This is a genomic window from Rhodoferax sp. AJA081-3, from assembly GCF_017798165.1.
Lineage (GTDB): Bacteria > Pseudomonadota > Gammaproteobacteria > Burkholderiales > Burkholderiaceae_C > Allorhodoferax.
Genome location: NZ_CP059068.1, coordinates 4,763,529 through 4,787,177, shown reverse-complemented (window position 1 = coordinate 4,787,177; position 23,649 = coordinate 4,763,529). Strand labels below are relative to the sequence as shown.

Genomic DNA, 23,649 nt, shown 5'->3' with positions numbered 1-23,649 from the left:
CGCATTGAGAGGACAGACCATGGGTCACCCACACAAACCACCCCATACCGACCGCGCGGCCCTGATGCGCGACAAAAACTTTGTCTGGCTGATGGCCGGCGCCATCATCTCCATGCTGGGCGACCAGTTCACACTGGTGGCCCTGCCCTGGCTGGTGCTGCGCATGACGGGCGACACGCTGGTGCTGGGCACCGTGCTGGGGCTGATGAGCCTGCCGCGCGCCGCCTTCATCCTGATCGGCGGCGCCGTGGTGGACCGTTATTCACCCAAGAAGGTGTTGATGATTACCAAGTACATCAACGCCGTGCTGCTGGCGGTGCTGGCCGTGCTGGTGCTGACGGGGGGCTTGACGCTGTGGACGGTGTACGTGCTGGCCTTTGCCATTGGCCTGGCCACGGCCTTCAGCATTCCGTCTGCCACATCGATGTTGCCGCATGTGGTGCAGCGCGCCCAGTTGCCCGCGGCCAATGGCGTGATGATGGGTCTGCGCCAGTTGTCTATGTTCCTCGGTCCGCTGTTGGCGGGTCTGCTGATCGTATTGTTTGGCGATGGGCCAACTGGCAGCGCCAACGCCGGAGCGGTGACCGACGCGACCGGCCTGGGCGTGGCATTTGCGTTTGACGCGCTGAGCTTTCTGGTGTCGGCCTGGACGCTCTCCCACGTGCGCCTGCACAGCCAGGTGGCAGTCAACCCGGCCGCGCCAGCGCCCACAGACCAGGCAGTGTTTGCCGCGGTGGGCACCGGGCTGCGCCACCTGTGGAACGACCGCGACATGCGCCTGTGTTTTATCTACTGGGGTGTGGTGGCGGTGCTGATCACCGGGCCGGTGCATATCGCCGTACCGGTGCTGGCCACCACGCTGAACCTGGGCGCCGCGGCGCTGGGAATTTTGTTGGGTGCGCACGGTGCCGGCACGCTGGTGGGCATGGCCGTGTCGGGCGCGCGGCCCGGCCTGCGCCTGGGCACACTGGGCATGACCATGCTGCTGATCGACGTAGTGGTGGGCGTGTTGTTTATGCCCATGGGTCTGATCAACGCCACCTGGCAGGGTGCGGTCTTGCTGGGCACCATCGGTGTGCTGGGCGGCTTCATGCAGGTGTCCATCTTCACCTGGCTGCAGCAGCGCACGCCGCCGGCACTGATGGGCCGGGTGATGGGCATGTTCATGTTCATCTTTCTGGGCCTGGCCCCGCTGTCGGGTGCGGTCACCGGCTGGATGCTGCGCACCATCACACTGACCCAACTGTTTGTGGGCAGCGGTGGATTGCTGGTGTGTATTGCGCTGCTGGCCCTGGTGGCATCACCCGTGCGCCAGGTGACGGATGCCCCCGCACCGCAGCCGTTATAACAAGAGGGTGGCACAGATCGCGTCCGCCACCGCGTCCACATTGTTTGCATTCAGGCCGGGTATGCAGATGCGGCCCGAGTGCACCAGGTAGATGGCATGGGCATCGCGCAGGTGGTCCACCTGCGACGGCTGCAGGCCGGTGTAGCTGAACATGCCGCGCTGTCTGAGCAGGAAGGAGAAGTCCGCATCCGGCATGCGCTGGCTCAGCGCAGCATGCAAGCGCACCCGCATGGCACGGATGCGGTCGCGCATGGTGTTCAGATCGCTCTCCCACGACAAACGCAGCAAAGGGTCACCCAGCACCTGGGCCACAATCTGCCCGCCATGGGCCGGTGGGCTGAAATAACTTTGGCGCACCGTGAACTTGAGCTGCCCCAACACATGTTCGGCCTGCTGCGCATCGGTGCACACCACGCTGAGCGCACCGCAGCGCTCGCCATACAGACCCATGCTTTTGGAGAACGAATTGGCGATCAAAAATGGCACGCCAGCCCGGGCCAGGGCACGCACGGCAAAGGCATCCGTATCCACACCATCACCAAACCCCTGGTAGGCCATGTCCAGGAAAGGCAGCAGCTGGCGCTCCTGGATCATCGTTATCAGGGTGATCCACTGCGCCGTGCTCAGGTCAGCGCCCGTGGGGTTGTGGCAGCAGGCATGCAACAACACCACACTGCGCGGCGGCAGCGTGCGCAGACACTCCAGCATGGCATCAAAACACACCCCACCGGCCGGGTCGTAGTAGGGGTAGGTGTGAACGGTGATGCGCGAGCTTTCGAACAGGCTGCGGTGGTTGTCCCAGGAGGGGTCGCTGATCCACACACCGCTGAAGGCAAACCACCGGCGCAAAAACTCCGCACCCGCCTTCAGCCCTCCGCTGGAGCCCACGGTTTGGATGGTGACGACCCGGCCACTGGCCACCGCCTCGTGTCGCGCCCCAAACAGCAGGGTCTGCACAGCGCTGCGGAAGTTGGTCGCACCCTCCATGGGCAGGTAGGGCTTGGCCATTCGCGCGGTGGCCAGGCGCAGCTCGGCCTGGTGCACGGCATCCAGCGTGGGCAAGCGGGCGTTTTCATCCGCGTAGATGCCGATGGACAGGTTGACCTTGTGGGGCCGGGTATCGCGCTGAAAGGCCTCGTTCAGCGAAACAATGTGGTCGCCTGCAAAGGGCGCTACGTGTTGGAACATGGCGTAGACGCGCCTTCAGCTCAAACCAGCCACTGGCACGGCGGCGCCATGCACCGCACGCGCCGCGCTGGACGCCAGGAAGACGATGACGTTGGCAAGGTCTTGTGGTGCAACCCAGCGCGCCGGGTCGGCGTCCGGCATGGCAGCGCGGTTTTCTGGTGTGTCAATGATGGTGGGCAACACGCAGTTGACGTTGATGTTCTGCTCACGCAACTCACCGGCCATGGCTTCGGTCAGGCGGATCACACTGCTCTTGGATGCGCAGTAGGCCCCCATATGCGCCACCCCGCGTTGGGCCGATGCAGCGCCTACGTTGACGATTTTTCCACCACCGTGCTCCAGCATATGCGGCACCACGGCGCGCGCCATGTGCAGCAGCGTGCGGGCGTTGAGGTCCATCAGCCAGTCCCAGGTGGTGTCCTGTGTTGTGTGCACGGCCTCGCCCATGCGAAAACCTCCGGCCAGGTTGCACAACACGTCGATTCGTCCAAAACGCGCCACGGCGGCGTGCACGGTTGCTTGCACCTGCTCTTGCTCCAGCAAGTTGATAGGCACCAGCATCTGTTGCGCCGTCTCTTCACCATAACTTTTCTGCAGGCTCTCGCGCTGCAGATCCAGCAGCACCAGATTGGCCCCTCGCTGCGCAAACGCCGACGCCACTGCGCGCCCCAGATTGCCGGCAGCACCGGTTACCACCACAGTTGTGTTTTGCATGTCCATACCATTGCCTTCCTAAAGAAGACTTGATTCTGGTCAATAGCATGCGCAAACGGTGTGCAAGTTGGTGGTCGTTTGCATCTTCTCGTGCATGATTTGTGCATCCAAACGATCCGACAAGGCTAGTCCATCGTTCCAGTTGCCCCAAGGCATGCCCATAATCACCCCAAACAAACACACCCGTACCGCACACAAGGGAAACACTTGATCCAAGCCGTCATTGAGGTCCACGACCTCACCTTCGATTACCCTGGCTTTCGCGCGCTGGACCGCGTCAGCCTGTCCATCACACCGGGCAGCGTCACGGCGCTGGTCGGCCCCAACGGCGCAGGCAAGACCACCTTGCTGCGCTGCATTGCCGCACTGGACACGCCCCTCTCGGGTTCGGTGCGGGTCATGGGCCTGGATGTGTACGAGTCGCCCCGCGAGGTCCACCGGCTGATGGGTTATCTGTCAGACAACTTTGGCCTGTACAGCGATTTGACTGTGGCCCAGGGCCTGGAATACGCAGCCCGCTCGCAAGGCCTGCCAGACGCCGCCGTACCTGCCGCCGTGCGCGCCACCGCCCAACGCATGGGCCTGGGGGACAAGCTGGGCAACCTGGCCCACACCTTGTCGCGCGGCCAGCGCCAGCGCCTGGCCATTGGCCAGGCCATCATCCACAACCCCAAGGTGCTGTTGCTGGACGAACCCGCCAGTGGGCTGGACCCGGAAGCCCGCAGCGCATTGGCCGATGTGTTCAAGGCGCTGCAGGCGCAGGGCATGAGCCTGCTGGTGTCCAGCCACATCCTGGCGGAGCTGGACGAGTACTCCACCCACATGCTGGCGCTCAACCAGGGCCGGGTGCTGGAGCACCGGGCACTAGCGGCATCGGCCGGTGCATCGTCCCCCGGAACAGCAGACCGGATGCTGCGATTGGAATTTGAGAATGCCGCCGATGCCACAGCCCCTTGGCTGCAATCCCAGCCCCATGTGGTCCTGCAGCGTGTGCAGGGTACTGCGGTGGATATCTCGTTCAGCAGCGACCGCTCGGCCCAGGCCGCGCTGGTGAGGGCCTGCGTAACAGAAGGCCATGCCCTGGTCAGTGTTGCCAGCATCACAGAGAACCTGCAACAGTCGTACCTGAAGTCCTTGGCTGCCGAGCGCGCCACGGGCACCACCCCAAGGATGCAGCCATGAACCCCGAATTTCGCCGCCAGCTGTGGTTGCAGTTTTCTGCCACACGGCTCGCCATCCTGCCGCTGTTGCTGGCGGCCACCTTCTTTACGGTCTACCTGAGCGTGCCGACCGCGCCCGCCGAGCCGCTGGCCGCTGTTGCCATGTTGCTGTTTGGTGTCTTGGTGCTGGGCATGGGCACGTTTGCCGCCGGTGGCAGTGTGATGGACGAAATCGCCGACCGCACCTGGGACCAGCAGCGCATGAGTGCCATGCAGCCTTGGGCCATGACCTGGGGCAAACTGGCCGGTGCCAGTGCGTATGGCTGGTACGGCGGTGCCCTGTGTTTGCTGGTGGCCCTGCCCAGCGCACTGGTGCAAGAGCCGCTCCCCTTTGTGCTGAAGGCAACGGTTATGGCCGTGCTGGCCGGTGTGTTTCTGCAGGCCCTGTTGATCGCCATCAACCTGCAGCTGCTCAAGTCGGGCAGCCGGGTGTCGCGCCGCGGTGGTGTGTGGGCCCTGCTGCTGGTGTTGTTATGGGGCAGCGGCATGGTGATGGCAACCCTGCGGGGTGCAAACATTGGCTGGTGGGGCCAAAGCATGGGGCGGCTGGACTTTGCGTTAGCCTCTCTGGCCCTGTTCACCGTGTGTGCCCTGGTGGCGGCCTGGCGGTCCATGGCTGAGGTGCTGGCGGTGCGGCAATTGCCCTGGGCCTGGCCGGCCCTGGCCCTGGTCGTTACCGCCTACATCAGCGGTTTTGCATGGGCGCAACGCGTGCCCGTGGTCGGTGTGGTGGGGCTCAGTGTGTGTGCGGTGCTCACCTACTTCGCCCTGCTGACCGAGCCCCAAACCCGACCCCATTGGCAACGTGTGCTCAACCGGGCCAGTGCCGCACAGTGGCAGGCCCTGTTGTTGCAGTTGCCACGCTGGCCCACCACCCTGGTGCTGGCCTTTGTGTTTGCCGTGGTGTCGGCCATGGCACTCGAACCGCTTGCCACCGTACCGTGGACGCTGTCCAACGCGGTGCTGTTGCAACCTGTGGCCTTTGCACTGCTGTTGGGGCGGGACTGCGCCCTGGCCTTGTTCTTCGCGTTTTCGCCCCAAACCCGTCGGCCGGTGATGGCCTTTGCGGTGCTGATGTTGGTGCTGTATGCCTTGTTGCCCTGGCTGCTGCGGTCGCTGGGTGGTTCGGCACTGGCCGGGCTGGCCCTGCCTTTGTTTGGCAATGGCATGGTAGCGATGGTGATTGCCGCCGGGCACCTTGGTGTGGCGTTGTGGCTCTTGCGTTGGCGCTGGCAGACAACCGCGCCCCGCAGCAACGGGGCTTGACAGAAAGGAGCACTCCGGCCGGTAGTATGTGGCTGATAATTCAGTTTCTGGTGTCGATATTGACGTGAAGGACGCTATGCACCGCAGAGTGACCCCCAGGAAGCATCTAGCATGCGCTGGTTGAGATCCCTGTCGCTCAAAGGGGCGATCGTTCTGGGCATGGCCTTGGGTATTTTTTTACCCGTGCTGGCGGTTGGCCCTGTGCTGGCGCTGGATAGCTACCAGCGCGAGATTGACGCCCGCATCACCACCCTGCTCAAGCAGTATGGCACCATGCTGGCGCAGAGCATGTCCACACCCATCTGGCATGTGGACCTGCCAGCGGCAGAGTCTTTTGTCAATTCACTGATGTCCAACCCCGACGTGATACGTGTCCGGGTTGAGGATGCGGCCCTGGGACCGTTCATCGTGGTTGAAAAGCCCGTGCCCCCGGGCGGAACACTGGTGCAAGAAGTGCGCCCCGTGCTGCGCGACGGCGCCACCATCGGCCGGGTCACCATCGACATGACCACCCACTACGTGCAAGAGCAGTTCTTGGGAAAACTGGTCACGGCAGCCGTGGCCTTGGTTCTGCAGGTACTGATCTCCTTTGGTTTGCTGTTTCTGCTGTTTGAGCACCGGCTGATGCGGCCACTGCGCCAGTTGCTGGGCGATGCCAAACGCCTCGCCAGCGGCGAGCTCACCGAACCGGTCGCCGTGATCCGTCATGACGAAATGGGCACCCTGGCCCAGGGCCTGGACACCATGCGGGAAAACCTGAACGAGCAGATCTCCCATGTGCGCGACCTGAACGCCACGCTGGAGCAACGTGTCAGCGAACGCACCCAGTCACTGAACACGGCCAACCAGGAACTGGTGAGTGCCATGGCCGCGTTAAAAAATGCCCATGACGAGATCCAGCGATCCGAGCGACTGGCTGCGCTGGGCGCTTTGGTGGCCGGTGTGGCCCATGAACTCAATACACCCATAGGCAACTGCGTCACGGTGGCCAGCACACTGCAAGATATCAGCAAGCAGTTTGCCAAAGCCAGCACTGCGGGCCTTACCCGCTCGGCTCTGGCCTCGTTTGTAGACAACACCCGCCATGCCAGCGAGCTGCTCAACCGCAACCTGGGCGTGGCCGTGGACCTGATCCGCAGCTTCAAGCAGGTGGCGGTGGACCGCACCCACGCGCAGCGGCGCGAATTCCAGCTCGACGCCATGGTGGCCGAAACCCTGCTCATTTTGAGCCCCTCGTTCAAGCGTAGCCTGCACCAGATTCAGGTGGATGTGCCCACCGGCATATCCATGACCAGTTACCCCGGCCAATTGGGGCAGATACTGACCAATCTCATCAACAATGCCGTGCTGCACGGTTTTGCAGGCGACAAGCAGGGCACCATCCATATCAGCGCCCGCCAGACCGACGACGACACCGTGGAGCTGGTGGTAGCCGATGACGGTGTGGGCGTGCCAGAGGCCAATTTGCGGCGGATTTTTGACCCGTTTTTCACCACCCGCCTGGGCCAGGGCGGCAGCGGGCTGGGTCTCAACATCGTCTACAACCTGATGAAAGATGTGCTGGGGGGCACCGTGCAGGTGCAAAGCACGCTGGGCCGTGGCACCCGCTTCATCCTGCTGATGCCGCGTGTGGCCAGCGAACACGAAGGCCCGGACGATATCTAGTGGAACAAAGCCAAAAAAGCCCAGCCTTTTTTGAGCGTAGCGTGTGAGAATGGTTGACAGATTCAGGTTCGGTGTTTTTTGGAGAAAACAATGAAACTCATTTGGGGCATTTTGTTGTGTTTGGTCGGCCCGGCCCTGCATGCCGAGGAGACCATCCCCATCAACGCGGGGGAGTTTCCACCCTATGTTTCGTCTCACCTTCCGAACAAGGGGCCCCATGCAGAGGCCATACGAAAAGTCTTCGCCAAAGCCAACATCGACGCCCAGATTGAAATCCAGCCTTGGATTCGAACCTATGAAGAGGTTAAAAAAGGCGTCAAGGCTGGCAGCTTTCCCTGGCTCAAAACCGAGGGCCGCGTGGTTGATTTGTATTACCCCAAGGTCCCGATTGAAATCATTAAAGACATTGTTGTCTACAACAAGGCCAAGTTCCCCAATGGTCTGGAAGTGAAGTCTTTGGAGGAACTGGTCGCCAAGAAGGTTCGCATCGTTGGCATTGACTCCTATTGGTACGCGTCCAAACTCAAAGAACTCAATGCCAACTACGAATTGGTGGCAACACCGGCCATAGCGTATGGACTGGTAGCCCGAGGACGGGCAGACGTGCACATCAATACCGACAAGGTGATGATGGTCGAGCTGACGGAGTTTCTGACCGAAGAGCAACGCAAACTGGTGGGCTACTCCAAAACCGCCCTTTACGAGGCGCCTGTATTTCTTGCGTTTTCCCGCAAGAATCCACGGCACAAGGAGTATGCGGACCTGTGGGATAAGTTGGCACCAGCCGTTCTCAAGGAAGCCATAGTGCCTCCTAAGTAGTCTGCAGGTCACCGGGCACGTGGCTCGGCAGTGCTCTGGCAGAATGGTTTTCCATGGACCCACGCACCGTATTTATCATCTCCACCATCATGATGCTGCTCAATGGCGGCATGCTGGGGTTGTTGCACAGAGGGCTGTCCAGCGATCTGCAGCCCGCCGCCAAAGATTGGCGCATTGGCACGCTGTTGATTGCGGCCGGTTCGATCCTGATTGCGATTCAGGACATCGCCCCGCGCTGGCTGGTTCTGCCCATGGGCAATGGGGGGCTGCTACTGGGCATCGCACTGTACTGGCGTGCCCTGCGCCGCTTTGACGGCCGGGCCGAGACCGCGTGGATATTTGCACCCGCCGGTGTGGCGACACTGGGGGTGATCTGGTTCGCCGCGGTACAGCCCCACTTCACGGCGCGGGTGATGTTGTCCAGTGCCGCGGGGGCAATCACGCTGCTGGGCGCGGCCAGCAATTTTTACCGCGGTCGCCACCGTTCACGCGAAGTGAGCCGATTCGCAATGGTCGGCATCCTGCTGGCAACCGCCACCTTCATGGTGTGGCGTGCCGCGTATTTCGCCCTCGACCCGCACGAACTGCATTCCATACTGACGCCCGGCAACTGGTTCAACACCCTGATGCCGCTGTGTGCTGCGGTGTTGCCCGTGGTGGGCACCACGGTCTTTCTGGTGCTGTGCTCCGAGCGCTTGCGCGACGAATGGGAGCGTGCGGCCACGATAGACTTTTTGACCAGCTTGCCTAACCGGCGCACTATCAGCAGCACTGGCATTACGCGCTTCAATGCTGCGCAGCGTGCCGGCACACCCTTTGCCGCTGCGGTGGTGGACATTGACCACTTCAAGCGGGTCAACGACCGTTTTGGCCACGACGTCGGTGACCTGGCGCTGCAGCATGTGGCGGCGGTGCTGGCCCACAACTGCCGTGGCCCGAATATGGTGGGCCGCCAGGGTGGTGAAGAGTTTGTGGCACTGCTGGAGGCCGGCAGCATGGACGATGCCAGGGTGGCCGCCGAACGCATGCGCGCCGCCATAGAAGACTTGCCGCTCCAGTTGAAAGACGCGTCCCTTCCAACCCAGTTGCCCATCACCGTGTCCATCGGCATTGGGCAGATTGCCGCCACCGACCGCAACTTTGAAGATGTGCTGCGCCGCGCCGACAAGGCGCTGTATGTAGCCAAGGAATGCGGGCGCAACCGGGTGGAGCTTTGCTACGCTTAGGCTGGTGCTTGGGCGGGCCTACTCAATAACCGCCGCGCCGTTTTCCACCAGCAACGCACGCAGCAGGGAACGGTGGCAACGCGCCTCGTTCTGGCAATAACACCCCATGGAGAAATTGGCACCGTGTGACAGCTTGGCCAGCAGCTCCAGCGTGCGGGCCGCGTCAGGCTCTTTCATTTCGCTGCGGTAACGTTTGGCAAAGGTATTCCACTGTGCATCCGTCTCCACCGCCTGACCCAGTTGCATGGTCTCGGCACTCGGCGCCAGGTTGGGGTACCAGATGTCGTACCAGTTCTGGCTGGCAAATTCGGCCTTGGGCACCCCGCGCGGTGGACGGCGCACCGTACCCATGCGCAGGCCTTCGTCGGGTGTGCGTTCACTGCCCAGTCGGACAACGCGTATTGCCATGACTCTGTCTCCTCGTTGTTGCGTTTTGTCGGTTGGGTCTGACTCCGTAGCTTAGCCCGGCAGGGCCATGGCACGGACCTGGGCGCGCACCCAGTCCACAAACACTTGGCCCTTGGGCGGCAGTGTGTCGCGCAAGTCGGTCACCACATAGTAGGCATAGGCCGCAGGCAGGCGTGGCCCCGGAAGCACCACCAGGCGGCCCGCGGCAATATCGTCATGAGCCAGGACCGAACGCACCAGAGCCACGCCCTGGCCGGCCAATACCGCCTGCAACAACAAGCCTGCGTCGCTGTAGGCCATCGAAGGTTTGGGCACAGCACCGCTGACGCCTGCCGCGCGAAACCAATCGTGCCAGGCCCGTGTGGACTCGTCCCGTAACAGCGGGTGGCGCAGCAGGTCGCGCGGCCGCGTGGGCAGCTTGCCCTTGCGGTAGGACGGGCTGCACACGGCCAGCATCTCCTCCCCCATCAGGCGTTCGGCTTGTACGCCGGGCCACTGGCCAGGGCCATACCTAAAGGCCAGGTCTATGCCGGTGTTGTGCAGGTTCACCACGCTCATATTGGCATCCAGCGTCAATGCGATGTCGGGGTGTTCGGCCATGAATGCCGACAGCCGCGGCAACAACCATTTGGCGGCGAAGGACGGCAACACCGAGATGCGCAAGGGCTTGTCCTGTGCGTCGGGCTGCGCGGCTTCAATGACCTGGGCCAGGCGCGACAACGCGTCGCCCAGCGCAGGCGCCAGCCGCTGGCCTGCCGGTGTCAGCACCACGCCCCGGCCCCGCCGCACCACCAACTCCACACCCAAGGCCTGTTGCAAAAACTTGATCTGGTGGCTGACCGCGCCATGTGTCACGTGTAACTCTTCGGCAGCCAGGCGCAGACTGCCGTGCCGGGCCACGGATTCAAAGGCGCGCAAGGCAGGCAAAGGTGGAATACGAGTTGTCATTATCAACAGGTGAATTTTTCTAACGATTTAGGTTAATCGAATTCGATTGTTCTGAAAACCTTGATGACCAACAATTTGCAGCAACTAAAACATGAGCTCTATTCAACTATGAAACCCCTGGACACCACCCTGGCCCTGCTGATCACCGCCATCTGGGGCCTGAACTTTTCCATCATCAAACTGGGGCTCGCCACGCTGGACCCGAACCTGATGGCGGCCATCCGTTTTGCGCTGTGTGCACTGCCCGCCGTCTTCTTCGTGCCCAGGCCAAATGTGGCCTGGCACTACTGGGTGGTGTATGGCCTGCTGTTTGGCGTGTTGCAATGGGGTGCCGTGTATGCCGGCATTTACTTTGGGCTATCGGCCGGCCTGGCGTCCCTGGTGTTGCAGATGGCCGTGTTTTTCACCATGGCGGGCGGCGTGTTTTTCTTCCGGGAACAGGTCAGTGCGCCCATGGTCCTGGGCACCTTGTTGGCTTTCTTCGGGGTGGCATTGGTGTTTGCCCATGCGGAGGGCCAGGCGACGGTTCTGGGGTTGACCCTAGTCATCTTGGGCGCCATGGCCTGGGCGGCGGCCAACCTGGTTGTCAAACGCGCCAAGCCTGCCAGCATGTTTGGTTTTATGGTGTGGTCCAGCCTGGTTGCAACCCTGCCTTTGCTGCTGTTGTCGTATGGGTTTGCGGGGCCAGAGCGCATGGCGCAATCGCTGGCCAGCATAGACGGAACGGCCCTCTTCTCCATACTGTTCCAGGTCTACCCCACAACGCTGCTGGGTTATGCAGTCTGGAACGGCCTGCTCAAGAAGTATCCGGTCTCCACCGTGGCCCCGCTGACCCTGTTTGTGCCGGTGTTTGGCATGCTGGGCTCGGTGCTGCTGTTTGGCGAAAGCCTGCCCGGCTACAAATGGCTGGCCATGGCCTGCATTTTGGCGGGCCTGCTGGTCAACCGCTTTGGCGGCAGCTGGTGGCAGCAGTGGCGCGGCCCCTTACGCGCTTAAGGCCTTGGCCGCGTGTTTGACCGCTTGGGTGAGGCGCTGGGCCGACGCCGGCTCCCGTGCCCAGTGGTGCCAGTACAGCGGTACATCGACCGTACTGCCCGGCAGCATCTCCACCAAGGGCAAACGGCCGCTGCGCGCGGACAAATGCAGTTCATGCACCATGCCCCAACCCATGCCGTTGGCAAGCGCGCTCTCAAAAGCGTCCACGGCCGGTACAAAGTGACGCGGGTACTGCGGTGTTTGCAAGCCAAAGTGCTGGCTCAAAAAGAGGTCTTGCAGGCCGTCCTTGCGGTTGAAGATGACGGCCGGTGTGGCCAGCAGGCGGTGGGGTGACACGGCACCGGTCTTGGTCTGGCATTTGCGCACCAGTGCGGGTGCGCCTACACAGCGGTAGCGCATCACGCCCAGCGGCTCGGCCACACAGCCCCGCATCGGCGCAGGGTGGGTGCTGACACACGCCACCACATCACCACTTTTTAAGAACTCATGGGTGTGCTCCTGGTCGTCAATCACCACATCCAGCAGCAAATGGTGGCGCGCCAGTGCAGGGGCCACGCCAGGCAGCAGCCAGCTCGATAGCGAATCGGCATTGACAGCCACACTGAGGCGCTGCAATTGCGCAACAACGCCGCGCCCGGTGGCACTGTCGGACAGTAAATCGGCTTCCATCAACTGCAGCTGTTTGATGTGGGCCAGCAAGGCCTGGCCAGCGGCCGTGGCCCGCACCACCTTGCCCCGCACCAGCAGGCGCTGACCCAAGGTGGCCTCCAGGCTCTTGATACGCAAGGACACCGCGGCCAAGGTCAGGTTCAAAGCACCGGCTGCAGGGCCAAAACCACCGTGCTCCAGCACAGCCGCCAGCGCCTCCAATTGTTTGCCGTCCAGCATGTGTACCCCAAAGAGTTAACTTTTTTTAAATCAATATCAGTTTAATTTAAAAGTGTTTCCAAAGTAACCCGCCGGGTGCACAGTCAAGCCATCCCGTATCCCAACCATTGGAACCCCATGTCCAGCTTCGCGAACCTTGTACCCATGGCGCCCGCCTTCAATGCAGGCCTGGCTCTGTGCCTGTCCCTCATCATGGCGCTGGGCGCACAAAACACACATGTCATTCGCATGGGGCTGCAGGGCCAGCATGTGCTGTTGACCGTGGTGCTGTGCATCGCCTCCGACATCGTGCTGATTGCGCTCGGTGTATTTGGCGTGGCCCAGTTGGGTGGCTTGTCTCCCGCACTCAAAGCCGCACTGATCGCCGGGGGCGCTGTGTTTTTGCTCTTCTACGGTGCGCAGGCTTTTGCGCGCTTTCGCAAACCCGCCGAAGGCACGGACGCGTTGGCATCCGTTGCTGCGTCTCCCACAGCAACCAAACCCCTGAGCCGCCGACAGGCCACCTTGGCCGCGCTGGCCTTTGCCTGGCTCAACCCCCATGCCTGGCTGGACACGGCCGTGCTGATCGGCTCCGCATCCCTGGCCTGGGGCACGCCCGGCAACGCCGCGTTTGGTGCGGGTGCGGCGGCGGGCTCGGTGATCTGGTTTGGCGGCTTGGGGCTGGCCGTGTTCTGGTTGGGTCAGCGCCTGGGCAAGCCATCCATCTGGCGCGCATTGGACGGCCTGGTGGCGCTGATGATGTGGGGTACGGCCTTGGTCTTGTTGTGGGGCTTGGTGGCTTAGTCGCTGCTACGCATGCCGTTCAGCATGGCATGCACCAGTGCGCGCGTCTGGGCCAGTGCAAGCTCTGCGTCCTCGGGCTGGTGCGCCAGCGCTTCGACCGCCCCGTAAAGCAGGCCCAGTATCAGGCGCGCACGCAACAACACATCACCGGCAGGCAACATGCCCAAAGCCTGCAGCGTGCGCACGGTCTGCACCATGGCGCCCAGGCCGTGGCGTTCGCGAATCTCCAGCCAGCCCTGTGTGCCCAGCACCGCCGGGGCATCGGTCAGGCCGATGCGGCGGCCCTCGGGGCTGAGCCCTGCTTGCAGAAACACATCAATGGCAGCCATAAAGGCCTGCCAAGCATCGGCCCCGTTCGCCAGCGCCGTGTCACGTGCAGCGGCGGTCAGCTTGACCAGGCCTTCGTCCAGCTCTTCGGCCACCGCGGCAAATAACCCCTTCTTGTCACCAAAGTGGTGGTACAGCGCGCCGGTGGTGACACCTGCCTCGCTGCAGATGGCGCCCAGCGACGTGGCCTCATAACCTAGCTCGCCAAACAGCCTGCGCCCCACCGCGCGCAAGGCAGCCTGGGTCGACGCCGCGTTGGTCTTGCGCCCGTCAGCCACTGGCGCTGACGCGGTTTTTTGGGGATGATGGTTACTCTGTCGCATCGGTGACTTTAAAACATAACGTAATTATGTATTCTACAGACTTTCAGCTTCACGGCACACTTTTAACCCGCCTTTCTTAGGACTACCCACCATGCTGCTCGCCGCCAAAATCCTCACCGGTCTCGTACTTTTTATCCACGTCTACATCTTCCTGCTGGAAACCGTGTTGTTTGACACCCGGGGCCGCAAGGTGTTTGGTTTGACCCAGGAAAAGGCCGAGATCATGAAACCCGCCATGTCCAACCAGGGTTGTTACAACGGCTTTCTGGCCTTGGCACTGGCTCTGGGTTTCCTGATACCCAACCCCGCCACCGCCACCGCCTTCACCATTTATGGCTTGGGTTGTGTGGCCGTGGCCGGCATCTGGGGCGCACTCACCGTGCAGATCCGTATCCTGTTTGTGCAAACGGTTCCTGCCGTATTGGCCCTGGCCGCCGTATTTCTCGCCTAAATCAAAGGCTCACGCCATATTTGGCGTAGATGCGGGTGATGGCGCCCGAGCGTTTCATGGCCACGATGGCTTCGTCCAGCTTGGGCAACAAGGCCTTCTTGCTCGGGTGGACACGCATGGACACATCAAAGGAACCCAGCACATCACCAAGGACAAATTCGCTGTACTTGGGTACGTCGCGGATGGTGTATTGCGCCACCGCTTTGTTGATCAAAATCTGGTCCATGCGACCACCGGCCAGCATGGCCAGTAGCTGGGTCTCGTTCAAGGCATCAGCCCTGTGCAGGGTTCCATTGCCAAACATCTCGCGCAGATCGGGATAGGAATAGCCACGCACCAAACCCAGGGTCTTGCCACTCAGATCCCTCGGTGTGGTCACCGGAAATTGTTTACCGGGCGCAAACACCAGCACGTCCACCACCTTGCCAAACGGCACCGAAAACACGCCCGGAACCTTTTGCTGCTTCACCCAACCTGGAAACACGCCAGGCTCCAGGTCAATCTCGCCTATATCGAACTGCCGGGCCAGCCGGGGATAGGGGAAGTAGGTGACCTGAAACTGGTGCCCCGTAGCCTTGCCCAACTCGTCCAGAATGTCCTGGTAGATGCCGGACTGCCCCTTCTCAATCATCATGGGTGGGTAGTTGTAAAAGCCAACCTTCACCGTGTCGGCCTGCGCTTGGGAGAGCCACACGGCGAGCACACAGGCTGCCGCATACACAAGTTTTTTCATGGTGGCCCCTCTGCTATGGGTTGACGCTGCAACTATTGTGCAGCGGCCCTGCAAAGTCAACTGCCTTTGTGCCCTGCTGTGGTCCCACATCGGCCGCCCAAGCAAAGAAATAAAAAGCTATATATTTGATAGCAAGACAGTCATATTGAACGGGGGCTAGAGGCATATTTGATGCATAACGATCCCGCCAACGGCGTTATGACCCCTTGGCAGCCATCTGGCGCATCAGCGAATACGCCACCGCCCCCAGCGCCAGCACACCCACACCCAGCACCACCCACAGCAACACGCTGCGAAGCGACACCCCATCCGGCAACCAGCGCGATGCCGCACGGTCCAGGCCATTGCTGGCCGGTGTCTGCACCACCACATCCGTGAGTGTGGCCAGGGGCAGCTCGACCAATTTGGCGGGCGTGACCGAGCCCAGCAGGGACGCATCCACCGCCGCCGCGGCCGTTTGCGTCCGGCCTACCGCCAGCGTGAAAGGCCCTGCGCCGGAAGCCAGGAAGGCCACCTGCACCGGCGCAAACTCCACCGTAGCCTGCAAACCACCGTCCGGCAGGGCCATGCCCTTGCCCGCCTCCACCCGCAGGCTGTGCAGCGACGCACCGTGCAAGGCCGTGGCCGGGTTGCTGCTGCCCTGGCCCACGCCGTCCAAGCGGTAGACCACGCTGGACGCCAGTGTGCGCCAGGGTTGTGAGGCTTCGGCCCGGCCCAGGATGCGCACCGGCACCAGGCTGTTGTTCTGTACCGCTTGCAGGTGCAGGGCTGCGATGGGTGTGGCAAACGGCAGGATCCAGTTTTGTGCGTTGCTGCCATCGGCTGTGCCGGGTGGCAAGGCGGCGCGCAGCGGCGCGGCAGCGGTTTGGGATGCCGCCACGGTGCCGGTCAACGCCCGCAGCGCCACGCCGTTTTGACCAGGCCAGGACAAACGCAGGTAACGCCCTTGCACGGCCAACGGCTGAACCAGCTCCAGCGTGGTGTTGGCCGGTGCATCGGTGCCGTCAAACTGGAACAGCGGGCCCTTGGTGGCCACCGGCGTCCAGTCCTTCAGGTCCGCACTGGTCGCCACCGTGATGGGCACCAGGGCGTTGCGCGGCATGTCCAGCACCAGCTCCAGCGCGGACAAGGTTTGTTTGTCGGCACGCAGGTCAAACAGCGCGGCCTGTAAGGCCTGGGCCGATGCGGCAGCGTCTGCGGCTTTGGTACGCAAGTCCGTCCGATCCCAGCGAACCCATACATTGCCAGTGGACTCCGCCGTGTCCAACTGCACCGCTACGGCGCCGCGGGCAGGTTTGCGGTCACCACTGGTGCTGAACAACGGGTAGGCCTTGTAGCTATTGGTTTGCGCAACCGGCGCCGTACGCTTCAGATCCGCACCACCCAGTATTGCAAAAGGCACCACTGCACCGGCTGCGTTGAACACCCGCACATCATGGGCGCCGCCGCTCTGCATGCCCAGCAAGGCCTGCACCGGCACATCAACCCGCGCCAGGCTGACACCAGTGGGCACGCCCAGCGTGGCACGCCAGCTGAAGTCGGTGGCCTGTGGCGCGTCTGCCGCCAGGGCCTGCCCGGCACCTGCAGCCAGCAGCACCCCGTAGGCCGCAGCAGCCCAGGCGCGTTGGCACAATAAATTCATCACCCTCATGTTGTCTCCTTGTCTTCAGGGGCCGGTGCCGCGATGGGTGGAATGGGCGCAAAGTAACCCACCACCAGCATCAACACGCCCACCGCAATAAACGCGACGATGCGCTCGGACCCGCCGCGGTTGGACAAATCCACCAAGAACAGTTTGGCCACCGTCAGCCCCAGCAGCGCTGCACCCCCACTCCACAGTGCACGCGTGTGGCGGCGGTGCGCCACCAGCATCAGCGCCATGGCCAGCAGTGTCCACAAAATGGAATACCCCGTCTGCACCAGGAAGGATGCAAACAGCTGGTCTGCATCCCAGGGCACACCGGCCCAGTGGTGCACCGCGCGCAGCCACACGGTGTTGATCGCCACAAACCCCAGGCCCGCCAGCACCAGGGTCCATCGGGCACCGTGGATGCTTTCGGGCACACCCGCAATGCCGCCCTGGCGCACCCGCGTGCGCCACAGCGCACAGGCGGCCAGCGCCAGGGCTACGGTGATATCGGTGGGATTGAGCAGCGGCACATAGGGCAAGGGTTTGGCATTGCCGTCGGACAGCACGGCCACCAACAACGCGCCCCATGCGACAAACACCGCCAGCGGCGCCGCCGCGCGCCACAGGTAGGCGTAGGCAAAGCGGTCCAGCGGCCAACCCGTGCGCAGCCGCCCCTGCGGTGCGTACAAGGCTGGCTGCGCCAGGACCATCAGCACCACCACACTGGCCACCAAAGAGATCACGCTGGCCCAGGCCGTGCCCTGCAGTTGCGCCTGCTGCACGGCCCACACGACGATGTTGCCCACCAGCAAGACCACCAGCCACACACCCCCACTGTGCACCCACGACCACCAGCGCTGGGGTGCCAACTGGTCCAACGATTTGAGCGTCACAAAATGCAAACCCAGTGCGAGCGGCCACACCAGCCAGCCCCAGGCCTGGAAGACATGACCCAAGCCGGTCACGCCCTGCAGCGCTACCAGCCCCATGATGGGCAGCGAGAACCAGGCCGGTGTGGCGGCAACCGTCCACGGCCGGGGCCGTGTGGGCAGCGCAAACCGGTGGGCCAACCAGGCACTGCCCAGCCAGCCCAGCATTTCCAGATACGACTGCAGCGTGCTGCCCAGCGCGGTGGTCCACAGGCCATCGGCGTTGAAAGCGCCCCGCTCTATTTCATGGCCCAGCGCGAACTGCCACCACAAAAACCCCACCCAGAACAGCACCGGCGACAGGCCATGCTCCAGCGCCACAAACGGTGTCGGCGGCGGCACATCGGGCGCGGCATCGGGCGGGCGTGTCCAGTGGGCGATGGCCAGTGCCGACAGGGCCAACAACACGGCGCCAATAAAGGCCGGGTTGGCAATGGGCCAGGTGGACAACTGCACTGTGTCAAACGACTGCAAAAAGCTCAGCGCCGCCAGCCCTTGCAAGGCCAAGCCCGCCAGGCGGGCCAGCCAGCGGTCTTGCCGCTTGCCCATCCAGTACACAGCTGCTCCCTCGGCGGCCCAGACGGCGGTGGTCCAGCGTGCATCCAATGCCAACGGCACGGCCAGCGTCACAAAACCCATGCCCAATGCCACAAAACATTCGGCCAGCCACTGGCCGACGCCCGCATCCTGACGCTTCAACGCCCACCAGCCCAAGCCCAGGTAGATAGCGCCCATGGCCAGTGACGAGAAGGCCGTGGCGTATTCGATATCGCGCACCAGGCCCGCCTGTAGACCAAAGGCCACCAGGGGCAGACCAAAAATCAGTGTGGCATCCACCGCCTGTTTGGGCTGCAGCCCGTGGCGGGTGGCATACATGAGGCTGGCAGCGAGGTAGAGCACAAAGAAAGCGATCAAGAAGGGCTCAGTCGTTGCCAACTGATCCGGCCGGTACTTCAGCACACCCCAAGCCGTGGCCACCCCAAAGGTCGCAAAAAAACCCAGCAGGTTCAGCGCCCGCCAGGCCTTTAACCAGGCCACCGCGGCGATGGCCCCGCCCAGCAGCAGGTAGTAGCTGAACAGACCCACGTGGTCACCCTGCCCTGTGGACAACAAAATGGGCGCGGCAAAGGCACCGGCAAACCCGATGAAGGCCATGGGCATGGCGTTCTGCAACAGTGCAATCGCGGTAGAGAACGCACACACCAAGGCCAGCACCACAAACGCGGCACCCGCTGGCAAAAACTGGTACAGCCGGAAGGCTGCAAACACCGTCAGGTACAACACACCCACCCCGGCACCCTGCAGGGTCAGCGCATAACCCCGGCGATCCGGTTGGCGTGGGAGCAAGTCGCCGCCGGGCCGCCCCAAGGCGACGTCGCCCCCCGGGGGGGCAGCGACCCGCGAAGCGGCGGAGCGTGGGGGCACCATCCTCCAGCCGAACACAAACAACGCAATGCCGGCCGCACCAATGGCGGCCAGGCGCAGCTCAGGTGGCAGCATGGCGTTGTCCATTGCGTACTTGGCCAGAAAAGCCAGGCCCACAAACAGCACCAGCACACCCATGCGCACAATGGTGTTGCCGCCCAGCAGCCAGTCGCGCGCGGCGCCTACGGCACGGCTCACAAAGTCGGGCGTCTGCACCGTGGGGAACTCGGGCTGCTGAGGCGCTTTGTCTGCCGGCAGGGTGCCGGAATGGGTGTCGTGGAATTCGGATGGCACACTGCTGTGCACTTCGGCAAAGGCATCCTTGGGCACACGGATGGGCATGTCCACCCGCCAATCGGTTTCGGATACCGGCTCTGCCGACGGGGACACCGCCGCCGCACCCGCCACTGGCGCGGGCTGCACAACAGGCTCAGGTACCGAGGGCGCCGTGCGCGGCACCAGCACGGTAGGCTGGTGCTCCGCCAGGACCTCCAACGCCGCCTTGCGCGCAACGGTGTGCACGGCCTTGCGCAGCGTGAGCCCCGCCACGGCGCCGAACAGCGCGCCCAGAAACAGCCCGAAGCCTTCGTCGTGCCTGGCGACAAACATTCCCAGTATGGCCCCCCAGATTGCACCCCATAAGACCATATTGCGCTCCATTGACGTTGTTGTTGCCCTAGCCCGGCGCAGTCTAGTCCATGTTGTTAATTAATTTCAAACCCCGGGCAGTGGATTTCACGCCACCATCTTCCACGCCGGGCTACCATCTTCACCACACCAGGAGACAAGCCCATGACCACAGCCATTACCAATATCGAAGACCTGCGCGTGCTGGCGCAAAAACGCGTGCCCCGCATGTTTTACGACTATGCGGATTCCGGCTCGTGGACCGAAGGCACCTACCGCGCCAACGAATCGGACTTTCAGAAGATCAAGTTCCGCCAGCGCGTGGCCGTCAATGTGGATAACCGCACCACCACCAGCACCATGGTCGGCCAGCCCGTTGCCATGCCGGTGGCGCTGGCGCCGGTGGGCCTGACCGGCATGCAGTGTGCCGATGGCGAGATCAAGGCGGCCAACGCGGCCAAAAAATTCGGCGTGCCGTTTACGCTGTCCACCATGAGCATCTGCTCCATAGAAGACGTGGCCGCCGGCACCGGCAACCACCCTTTCTGGTTCCAGGTGTATGTCACACGCGACCGCAGTTTCATCGAACGCCTGATCGAACGGGCCCGCGCCGCCAAATGCTCGGCCCTGGTGTTGACGCTGGACCTGCAGATCCTGGGCCAGCGCCACAAGGACATCCGCAACGGCCTCTCCGCCCCTCCCAAACTCACACTCCGAAACATCGCCAACATCATGACCAAGCCACAGTGGGCACTGGGCATGCTGGGCACGCAGCGCCGCGGTTTTGGCAACATCATCGGCCACGTGACCGGCGTGGACGACATGGGCTCGTTATCCGAATGGACGGCAAAACAGTTCGATCCCACGCTGAACTGGGCCGACGTGGCCTGGATCAAGGAGCGCTGGGGCGGTAAGTTGATCTTGAAAGGCATACAGGACGTGGAAGACGCGCGCTTGGCCGTGGAGAGCGGCGCCGACGCGCTGATCGTCTCCAACCACGGCGGGCGCCAGTTGGACGGTGCTGAATCCTCCATCCAGGCCCTGCCGACCATCGTGGACGCGGTGGGCAGCCAGATCGAGGTGCACATGGACGGCGGCGTGCGCAGCGGGCAGGACGTGCTCAAGGCCCTGGCCCTAGGCGCCAAGGGTGTCTACATCGGCCGGCCCTTCATCTACGGCCTGGGCGCCATGGGCGAAGCAGGCGTGACCAAGGCGCTGGAAATTATTCGCAAGGAGATGGACATCAGCATGGCGCTGTGCGGCAAATCCAGCATTGCCCAAGTGGACAAAAGCATGCTGCTGCCGGGCAGCTACCCCACCTGACGCAACGGGGGCGCGCAGATCGCAGGGGAATACACTTTGGGTCATTATTTTGCGTTAGGATGAACCGTTTTTCATCCATCTGACCAGCCAGCCAAGCAAAGGACCTTCCCATGACAGCAAACAAATTCCGTCTGGTGACCCGCAGCGACTTTGACGGCCTGGTCTGCGCGGTATTGCTCAATGAACTGGACCTGATAGACGACATCAAGTTCGTACACCCCAAGGACATGCAGGACGGCAAGGTCGACATCACCAGCCGCGACATCACCACCAACCTGCCGTATGTGGCAGCCGCCTACCTGGCCTTTGACCACCACGAGTCCGAGACCATTCGCAACACCGGCGAGCGCCCCAACCACATCATCTCCGCACACGCGCCGTCGGCCGCACGGGTGGTGTACGACTACTACGGCGGGGCCAAGGCCTTCCCCAATATCAGCAACGACATGATGCTGGCCGTGGACAAGGCCGACTCGGCCCAGTTCAGCCACGAAGAAATTTTGGAGCCCACCGACTGGGTGCTGCTGAACTACCTGATGGACTCGCGCACCGGCCTGGGTCGCTTCCGCGAGTTCCGCGTCAGCAACTACCAGCTGATGATGGACCTGATCCAGTACTGCCGCAACCACGGCATCGACGAGATCCTGCAACTGCCGGACGTGATCGAACGGGTGGACCTGTACTTTGACCACGCAGCGCGCGCACGTGAACAGATCGAACGCTGCGCCACCGTGCACAAGAACCTGGTGGTGCTGGACCTGCGCGATGAAGAGACCATCTTCGCGGCCAACCGCTTCATGATTTATGCGATGTACCCGCAGTGCAATATCTCCATCCACGTGATGTGGGGCGTGCAAAAACAAAACACCGTGTTTGCCACCGGCAAGTCCATCCTGGACCGCAGCAGCAAGACCAATGTGGGTGAGTTGATGCTGCAGTACGGCGGTGGCGGCCACAATGCAGCGGGCACCTGCCAGGTCGACAACGAACAGGCAGACGACGTGCTGGGCGCGCTGATCAACCAGATCAATTCGGATGGCTGACACCGGTGCGGCGCATTGCCCACCTGGACATGGACGCGTTTTACGCGTCGGTGGAGCTGCTGCGCTACCCCCAGCTGAAAGATCAGCCAGTTGTCATTGCGGCCGGGCGCCAGGCCATACAGGATGCGTTGAAGGTTTTGCGCGCGCAAGACCTGGCCGATGCGGACCCGTCCGAGCCTGAGCATCCCTGGGACGAAGCCGCCCAACGCGCGGCGCTGAAACGTATACCCCTAGACGCCTTCGCCCGGCTGCACAGCTACACCGGGCGCGGCGTCATCACCACCGCCACCTACGCCGCGCGCAAGTTCGGTATAGGCTCGGCCATGGGCCTGATGAAGGCCGCCAAACTGTGTCCACAGGCCATTCTTCTGCCCGTGGATTTTGACGAATACCGCAGGTACTCACGCCAGTTCAAATCCATCATCACCGAGATCGCGCCGCTGATGGAGGACCGCGGTGTGGACGAGGTGTATATCGACTTCACCGACGTACCCGGTGGCCAACGCGAGGGTGGGCGTGTGCTGGCGCGCCTGATCCAGAAAAGCATTTTTGAAGCCACCGGCCTAACATGCTCCGTCGGCGTGGCACCCAACAAACTGCTGGCCAAGGTGGCCAGCGAGTTCAACAAGCCCAAGGGTATTGCCATCGTCTACGAGAGTGATCTGGAAACCTTGATCTGGCCGCTGGCCTGCCGCAAGATCAACGGCATTGGTCCCAAGGCCGATGAAAAACTCAAAAGCCACGGCATTGAGACCATTGGCCAGCTGGCCGCCAAAGATCTGCAATGGCTGATGGACACCTTTGGCCAGCGCACCGGCGCGTGGATGCATGCGGCATCCCACGGCCAGGACGACCGGCCCATCGTGCTGGAGAGTGAGCCGGTCAGCATCAGCCGCGAGACGTCGTTCGAGCGCGACCTGCACGCCGTGCGCGACAAGGCCGAGCTGGGCGCCATCTTCACGCGACTGTGTGAACAGTTGGCCGGCGACCTGCAGCGCAAGGGTTATGTCGGCAAGACGATTGGCATCAAGATCAAGTTTGAAGACTTCACCGCCGTCACGCGCGACATCACGATTGAGCGCCACATCAACGACGCCAAGGAGATTCGCAGGGTGGCGGGCCTGTGCCTGAAGCGTGCGCCCTTGCAGAAGCGACTGCGCCTGCTGGGTGTGCGGGTGGGGGCGCTGCACAAACGTGCCAGCGGCGATGGGTTTGAGGAAAATATGGCTCTAGCCCCCGTAAAACCTGACGGTAGTGCTATCACTTTTGAACCAGTGACCGACCAACTGTTTTAGCCAGGGATACACCGCGAAAGACTCGCCGCAGGGTTCGACACTTTCTTCTTGACACCAGCTTACGCCGAACTTAC

21 protein-coding genes are annotated in these 23,649 nt (G+C 62.6%); 12 read left to right on the top strand and 9 right to left on the bottom strand.

Annotated elements, in window-relative coordinates; all coding sequences use genetic code 11:
- The first annotated feature begins 19 nt into the window (after positions 1-19).
- Complete coding sequence (locus HZ993_RS22430) at positions 20-1,348, top strand: MFS transporter (RefSeq protein ID WP_209394916.1); 1,329 nt, start codon at positions 20-22, stop codon at positions 1,346-1,348.
- Here HZ993_RS22430 and HZ993_RS22425 read toward each other — a convergent pair.
- Together HZ993_RS22425 and HZ993_RS22420 are read right to left on the bottom strand one after the other, a co-directional pair.
- A complete protein-coding gene (locus HZ993_RS22425) occupies positions 1,343-2,536 on the bottom strand; it encodes an amino acid aminotransferase (RefSeq protein WP_209394915.1) in 1,194 nt (397 codons plus the stop codon). The genes HZ993_RS22430 and HZ993_RS22425 overlap by 6 nt on opposite strands.
- A gap of 15 nt (positions 2,537-2,551) precedes the next feature.
- A complete protein-coding gene (locus HZ993_RS22420; RefSeq protein ID WP_209394914.1) occupies positions 2,552-3,256 on the bottom strand; it encodes an SDR family NAD(P)-dependent oxidoreductase in 705 nt (234 codons plus the stop codon).
- Between the two features lie 201 nt (positions 3,257-3,457).
- Here HZ993_RS22420 and HZ993_RS22415 point away from each other — a divergent pair, with 201 nt between their 5' ends.
- From HZ993_RS22415 to HZ993_RS22395, 5 genes are all read left to right on the top strand, one after another.
- Positions 3,458-4,432, top strand: a complete 975-nt coding sequence (locus HZ993_RS22415) for an ABC transporter ATP-binding protein (protein ID WP_245213726.1) — start codon at positions 3,458-3,460, stop codon at positions 4,430-4,432.
- Positions 4,429-5,736, top strand: a complete 1,308-nt coding sequence (locus tag HZ993_RS22410; protein WP_209394913.1) for a hypothetical protein — start codon at positions 4,429-4,431, stop codon at positions 5,734-5,736. The genes HZ993_RS22415 and HZ993_RS22410 overlap by 4 nt, the downstream gene beginning before the upstream one ends.
- 111 nt (positions 5,737-5,847) lie before the next feature.
- Complete coding sequence (locus HZ993_RS22405) at positions 5,848-7,401, top strand: sensor histidine kinase (protein WP_209394912.1); 1,554 nt, start codon at positions 5,848-5,850, stop codon at positions 7,399-7,401.
- A 90-nt stretch (positions 7,402-7,491) separates the two neighbouring features.
- Entirely contained in the window at positions 7,492-8,220 is a 729-nt protein-coding gene (locus tag HZ993_RS22400; RefSeq protein ID WP_209394911.1) for a hypothetical protein, read from the top strand.
- A 53-nt stretch (positions 8,221-8,273) separates the two neighbouring features.
- Entirely contained in the window at positions 8,274-9,446 is a 1,173-nt protein-coding gene (locus HZ993_RS22395; RefSeq protein ID WP_209394910.1) for a diguanylate cyclase, read from the top strand.
- A gap of 18 nt (positions 9,447-9,464) precedes the next feature.
- Here the strand turns inward: HZ993_RS22395 and HZ993_RS22390 are convergent, their stop codons facing one another.
- Together HZ993_RS22390 and gcvA are read right to left on the bottom strand one after the other, a co-directional pair.
- Complete coding sequence (locus tag HZ993_RS22390) at positions 9,465-9,854, bottom strand: DUF488 domain-containing protein (protein WP_209394909.1); 390 nt, start codon at positions 9,852-9,854, stop codon at positions 9,465-9,467.
- Between the two features lie 51 nt (positions 9,855-9,905).
- Positions 9,906-10,802 carry a transcriptional regulator GcvA gene (gcvA, locus tag HZ993_RS22385; RefSeq protein WP_209394908.1) on the bottom strand — a complete coding sequence of 299 codons (897 nt, stop codon included), beginning with the start codon at positions 10,800-10,802 and terminating at the stop codon, positions 9,906-9,908.
- 108 nt (positions 10,803-10,910) lie between these two features.
- Between gcvA and HZ993_RS22380 the strand changes: the two genes are divergently transcribed.
- A complete protein-coding gene (locus HZ993_RS22380; RefSeq protein WP_209394907.1) occupies positions 10,911-11,798 on the top strand; it encodes an EamA family transporter in 888 nt (295 codons plus the stop codon).
- Here the strand turns inward: HZ993_RS22380 and HZ993_RS22375 are convergent.
- Positions 11,787-12,686 (bottom strand): HTH-type transcriptional regulator ArgP, encoded by a 900-nt coding sequence (locus HZ993_RS22375; RefSeq protein ID WP_209394906.1) that lies wholly within the window; start codon positions 12,684-12,686, stop codon positions 11,787-11,789. The two genes, HZ993_RS22380 and HZ993_RS22375, sit on opposite strands and share 12 nt — an antisense overlap.
- Before the next feature lie 117 nt (positions 12,687-12,803).
- On the opposite strand from HZ993_RS22375, the gene HZ993_RS22370 reads away from it, so the two are divergent.
- Positions 12,804-13,469 carry a LysE/ArgO family amino acid transporter gene (locus tag HZ993_RS22370; RefSeq protein ID WP_209394905.1) on the top strand — a complete coding sequence of 222 codons (666 nt, stop codon included), beginning with the start codon at positions 12,804-12,806 and terminating at the stop codon, positions 13,467-13,469.
- Here HZ993_RS22370 and HZ993_RS22365 read toward each other — a convergent pair.
- Positions 13,466-14,119 carry a TetR/AcrR family transcriptional regulator gene (locus HZ993_RS22365; protein ID WP_209394904.1) on the bottom strand — a complete coding sequence of 218 codons (654 nt, stop codon included), beginning with the start codon at positions 14,117-14,119 and terminating at the stop codon, positions 13,466-13,468. The genes HZ993_RS22370 and HZ993_RS22365 overlap by 4 nt on opposite strands.
- Positions 14,120-14,210: 91 nt before the next feature.
- On the opposite strand from HZ993_RS22365, the gene HZ993_RS22360 reads away from it, so the two are divergent.
- Positions 14,211-14,570, top strand: coding sequence for a DUF1304 domain-containing protein (locus HZ993_RS22360; RefSeq protein ID WP_209394903.1), 360 nt, complete (start codon positions 14,211-14,213; stop codon positions 14,568-14,570).
- A gap of 1 nt (position 14,571) precedes the next feature.
- On the opposite strand, the gene HZ993_RS22355 is transcribed toward HZ993_RS22360, so the two are convergent.
- The 3 genes from HZ993_RS22355 to HZ993_RS22345 all read right to left on the bottom strand — a co-directional run bounded on the left by HZ993_RS22355 (position 14,572) and on the right by HZ993_RS22345 (position 19,896).
- A complete protein-coding gene (locus HZ993_RS22355) occupies positions 14,572-15,303 on the bottom strand; it encodes an ABC transporter substrate-binding protein (RefSeq protein ID WP_209394902.1) in 732 nt (243 codons plus the stop codon).
- 196 nt (positions 15,304-15,499) lie between these two features.
- Positions 15,500-16,954: a DUF3999 family protein gene (locus HZ993_RS22350; protein ID WP_209394901.1), complete on the bottom strand. Its 1,455-nt coding sequence runs from the start codon at positions 16,952-16,954 to the stop codon at positions 15,500-15,502.
- Positions 16,951-19,896 carry a DUF2339 domain-containing protein gene (locus tag HZ993_RS22345; protein WP_209394900.1) on the bottom strand — a complete coding sequence of 982 codons (2,946 nt, stop codon included), beginning with the start codon at positions 19,894-19,896 and terminating at the stop codon, positions 16,951-16,953. The genes HZ993_RS22350 and HZ993_RS22345 overlap by 4 nt, the downstream gene beginning before the upstream one ends.
- A 183-nt stretch (positions 19,897-20,079) precedes the next feature.
- Between HZ993_RS22345 and HZ993_RS22340 the strand changes: the two genes are divergently transcribed.
- From HZ993_RS22340 to dinB, 3 genes are all read left to right on the top strand, one after another.
- Positions 20,080-21,237 (top strand): alpha-hydroxy acid oxidase, encoded by a 1,158-nt coding sequence (locus HZ993_RS22340; RefSeq protein WP_209394899.1) that lies wholly within the window; start codon positions 20,080-20,082, stop codon positions 21,235-21,237.
- Positions 21,238-21,347: 110 nt separating this feature from the next.
- The gene (locus HZ993_RS22335; protein ID WP_209394898.1) at positions 21,348-22,280 is read left to right on the top strand and encodes an exopolyphosphatase; all 933 of its coding nucleotides are present in this window, start codon (positions 21,348-21,350) and stop codon (positions 22,278-22,280) included.
- Positions 22,281-22,309: 29 nt separating this feature from the next.
- Positions 22,310-23,575 (top strand): DNA polymerase IV, encoded by a 1,266-nt coding sequence (gene dinB, locus HZ993_RS22330; RefSeq protein WP_209398685.1) that lies wholly within the window; start codon positions 22,310-22,312, stop codon positions 23,573-23,575.
- Positions 23,576-23,649 lie beyond the last annotated feature (74 nt).

Bases quoted from the DNA above. Each gene is read 5' to 3' on its own strand.
- HZ993_RS22430 (WP_209394916.1), top strand. From the start codon at position 20: ATGGGTCACCCACACAAACCACCCCATACCGACCGCGCGGCCCTGATG.
- HZ993_RS22425 (WP_209394915.1), bottom strand. From the start codon at position 2,536: ATGTTCCAACACGTAGCGCCCTTTGCAGGCGACCACATTGTTTCGCTG.
- HZ993_RS22420 (WP_209394914.1), bottom strand. From the start codon at position 3,256: ATGGACATGCAAAACACAACTGTGGTGGTAACCGGTGCTGCCGGCAAT.
- HZ993_RS22410 (WP_209394913.1), top strand. From the start codon at position 4,429: ATGAACCCCGAATTTCGCCGCCAGCTGTGGTTGCAGTTTTCTGCCACA.
- HZ993_RS22405 (WP_209394912.1), top strand. From the start codon at position 5,848: ATGCGCTGGTTGAGATCCCTGTCGCTCAAAGGGGCGATCGTTCTGGGC.
- HZ993_RS22400 (WP_209394911.1), top strand. From the start codon at position 7,492: ATGAAACTCATTTGGGGCATTTTGTTGTGTTTGGTCGGCCCGGCCCTG.
- HZ993_RS22395 (WP_209394910.1), top strand. From the start codon at position 8,274: ATGGACCCACGCACCGTATTTATCATCTCCACCATCATGATGCTGCTC.
- HZ993_RS22390 (WP_209394909.1), bottom strand. From the start codon at position 9,854: ATGGCAATACGCGTTGTCCGACTGGGCAGTGAACGCACACCCGACGAA.
- gcvA (WP_209394908.1), bottom strand. From the start codon at position 10,802: ATGACAACTCGTATTCCACCTTTGCCTGCCTTGCGCGCCTTTGAATCC.
- HZ993_RS22380 (WP_209394907.1), top strand. From the start codon at position 10,911: ATGAAACCCCTGGACACCACCCTGGCCCTGCTGATCACCGCCATCTGG.
- HZ993_RS22375 (WP_209394906.1), bottom strand. From the start codon at position 12,686: ATGCTGGACGGCAAACAATTGGAGGCGCTGGCGGCTGTGCTGGAGCAC.
- HZ993_RS22370 (WP_209394905.1), top strand. From the start codon at position 12,804: ATGTCCAGCTTCGCGAACCTTGTACCCATGGCGCCCGCCTTCAATGCA.
- HZ993_RS22365 (WP_209394904.1), bottom strand. From the start codon at position 14,119: ATGCGACAGAGTAACCATCATCCCCAAAAAACCGCGTCAGCGCCAGTG.
- HZ993_RS22360 (WP_209394903.1), top strand. From the start codon at position 14,211: ATGCTGCTCGCCGCCAAAATCCTCACCGGTCTCGTACTTTTTATCCAC.
- HZ993_RS22355 (WP_209394902.1), bottom strand. From the start codon at position 15,303: ATGAAAAAACTTGTGTATGCGGCAGCCTGTGTGCTCGCCGTGTGGCTC.
- HZ993_RS22350 (WP_209394901.1), bottom strand. From the start codon at position 16,954: ATGAGGGTGATGAATTTATTGTGCCAACGCGCCTGGGCTGCTGCGGCC.
- HZ993_RS22345 (WP_209394900.1), bottom strand. From the start codon at position 19,896: ATGTTTGTCGCCAGGCACGACGAAGGCTTCGGGCTGTTTCTGGGCGCG.
- HZ993_RS22340 (WP_209394899.1), top strand. From the start codon at position 20,080: ATGACCACAGCCATTACCAATATCGAAGACCTGCGCGTGCTGGCGCAA.
- HZ993_RS22335 (WP_209394898.1), top strand. From the start codon at position 21,348: ATGACAGCAAACAAATTCCGTCTGGTGACCCGCAGCGACTTTGACGGC.
- dinB (WP_209398685.1), top strand. From the start codon at position 22,310: ATGGACGCGTTTTACGCGTCGGTGGAGCTGCTGCGCTACCCCCAGCTG.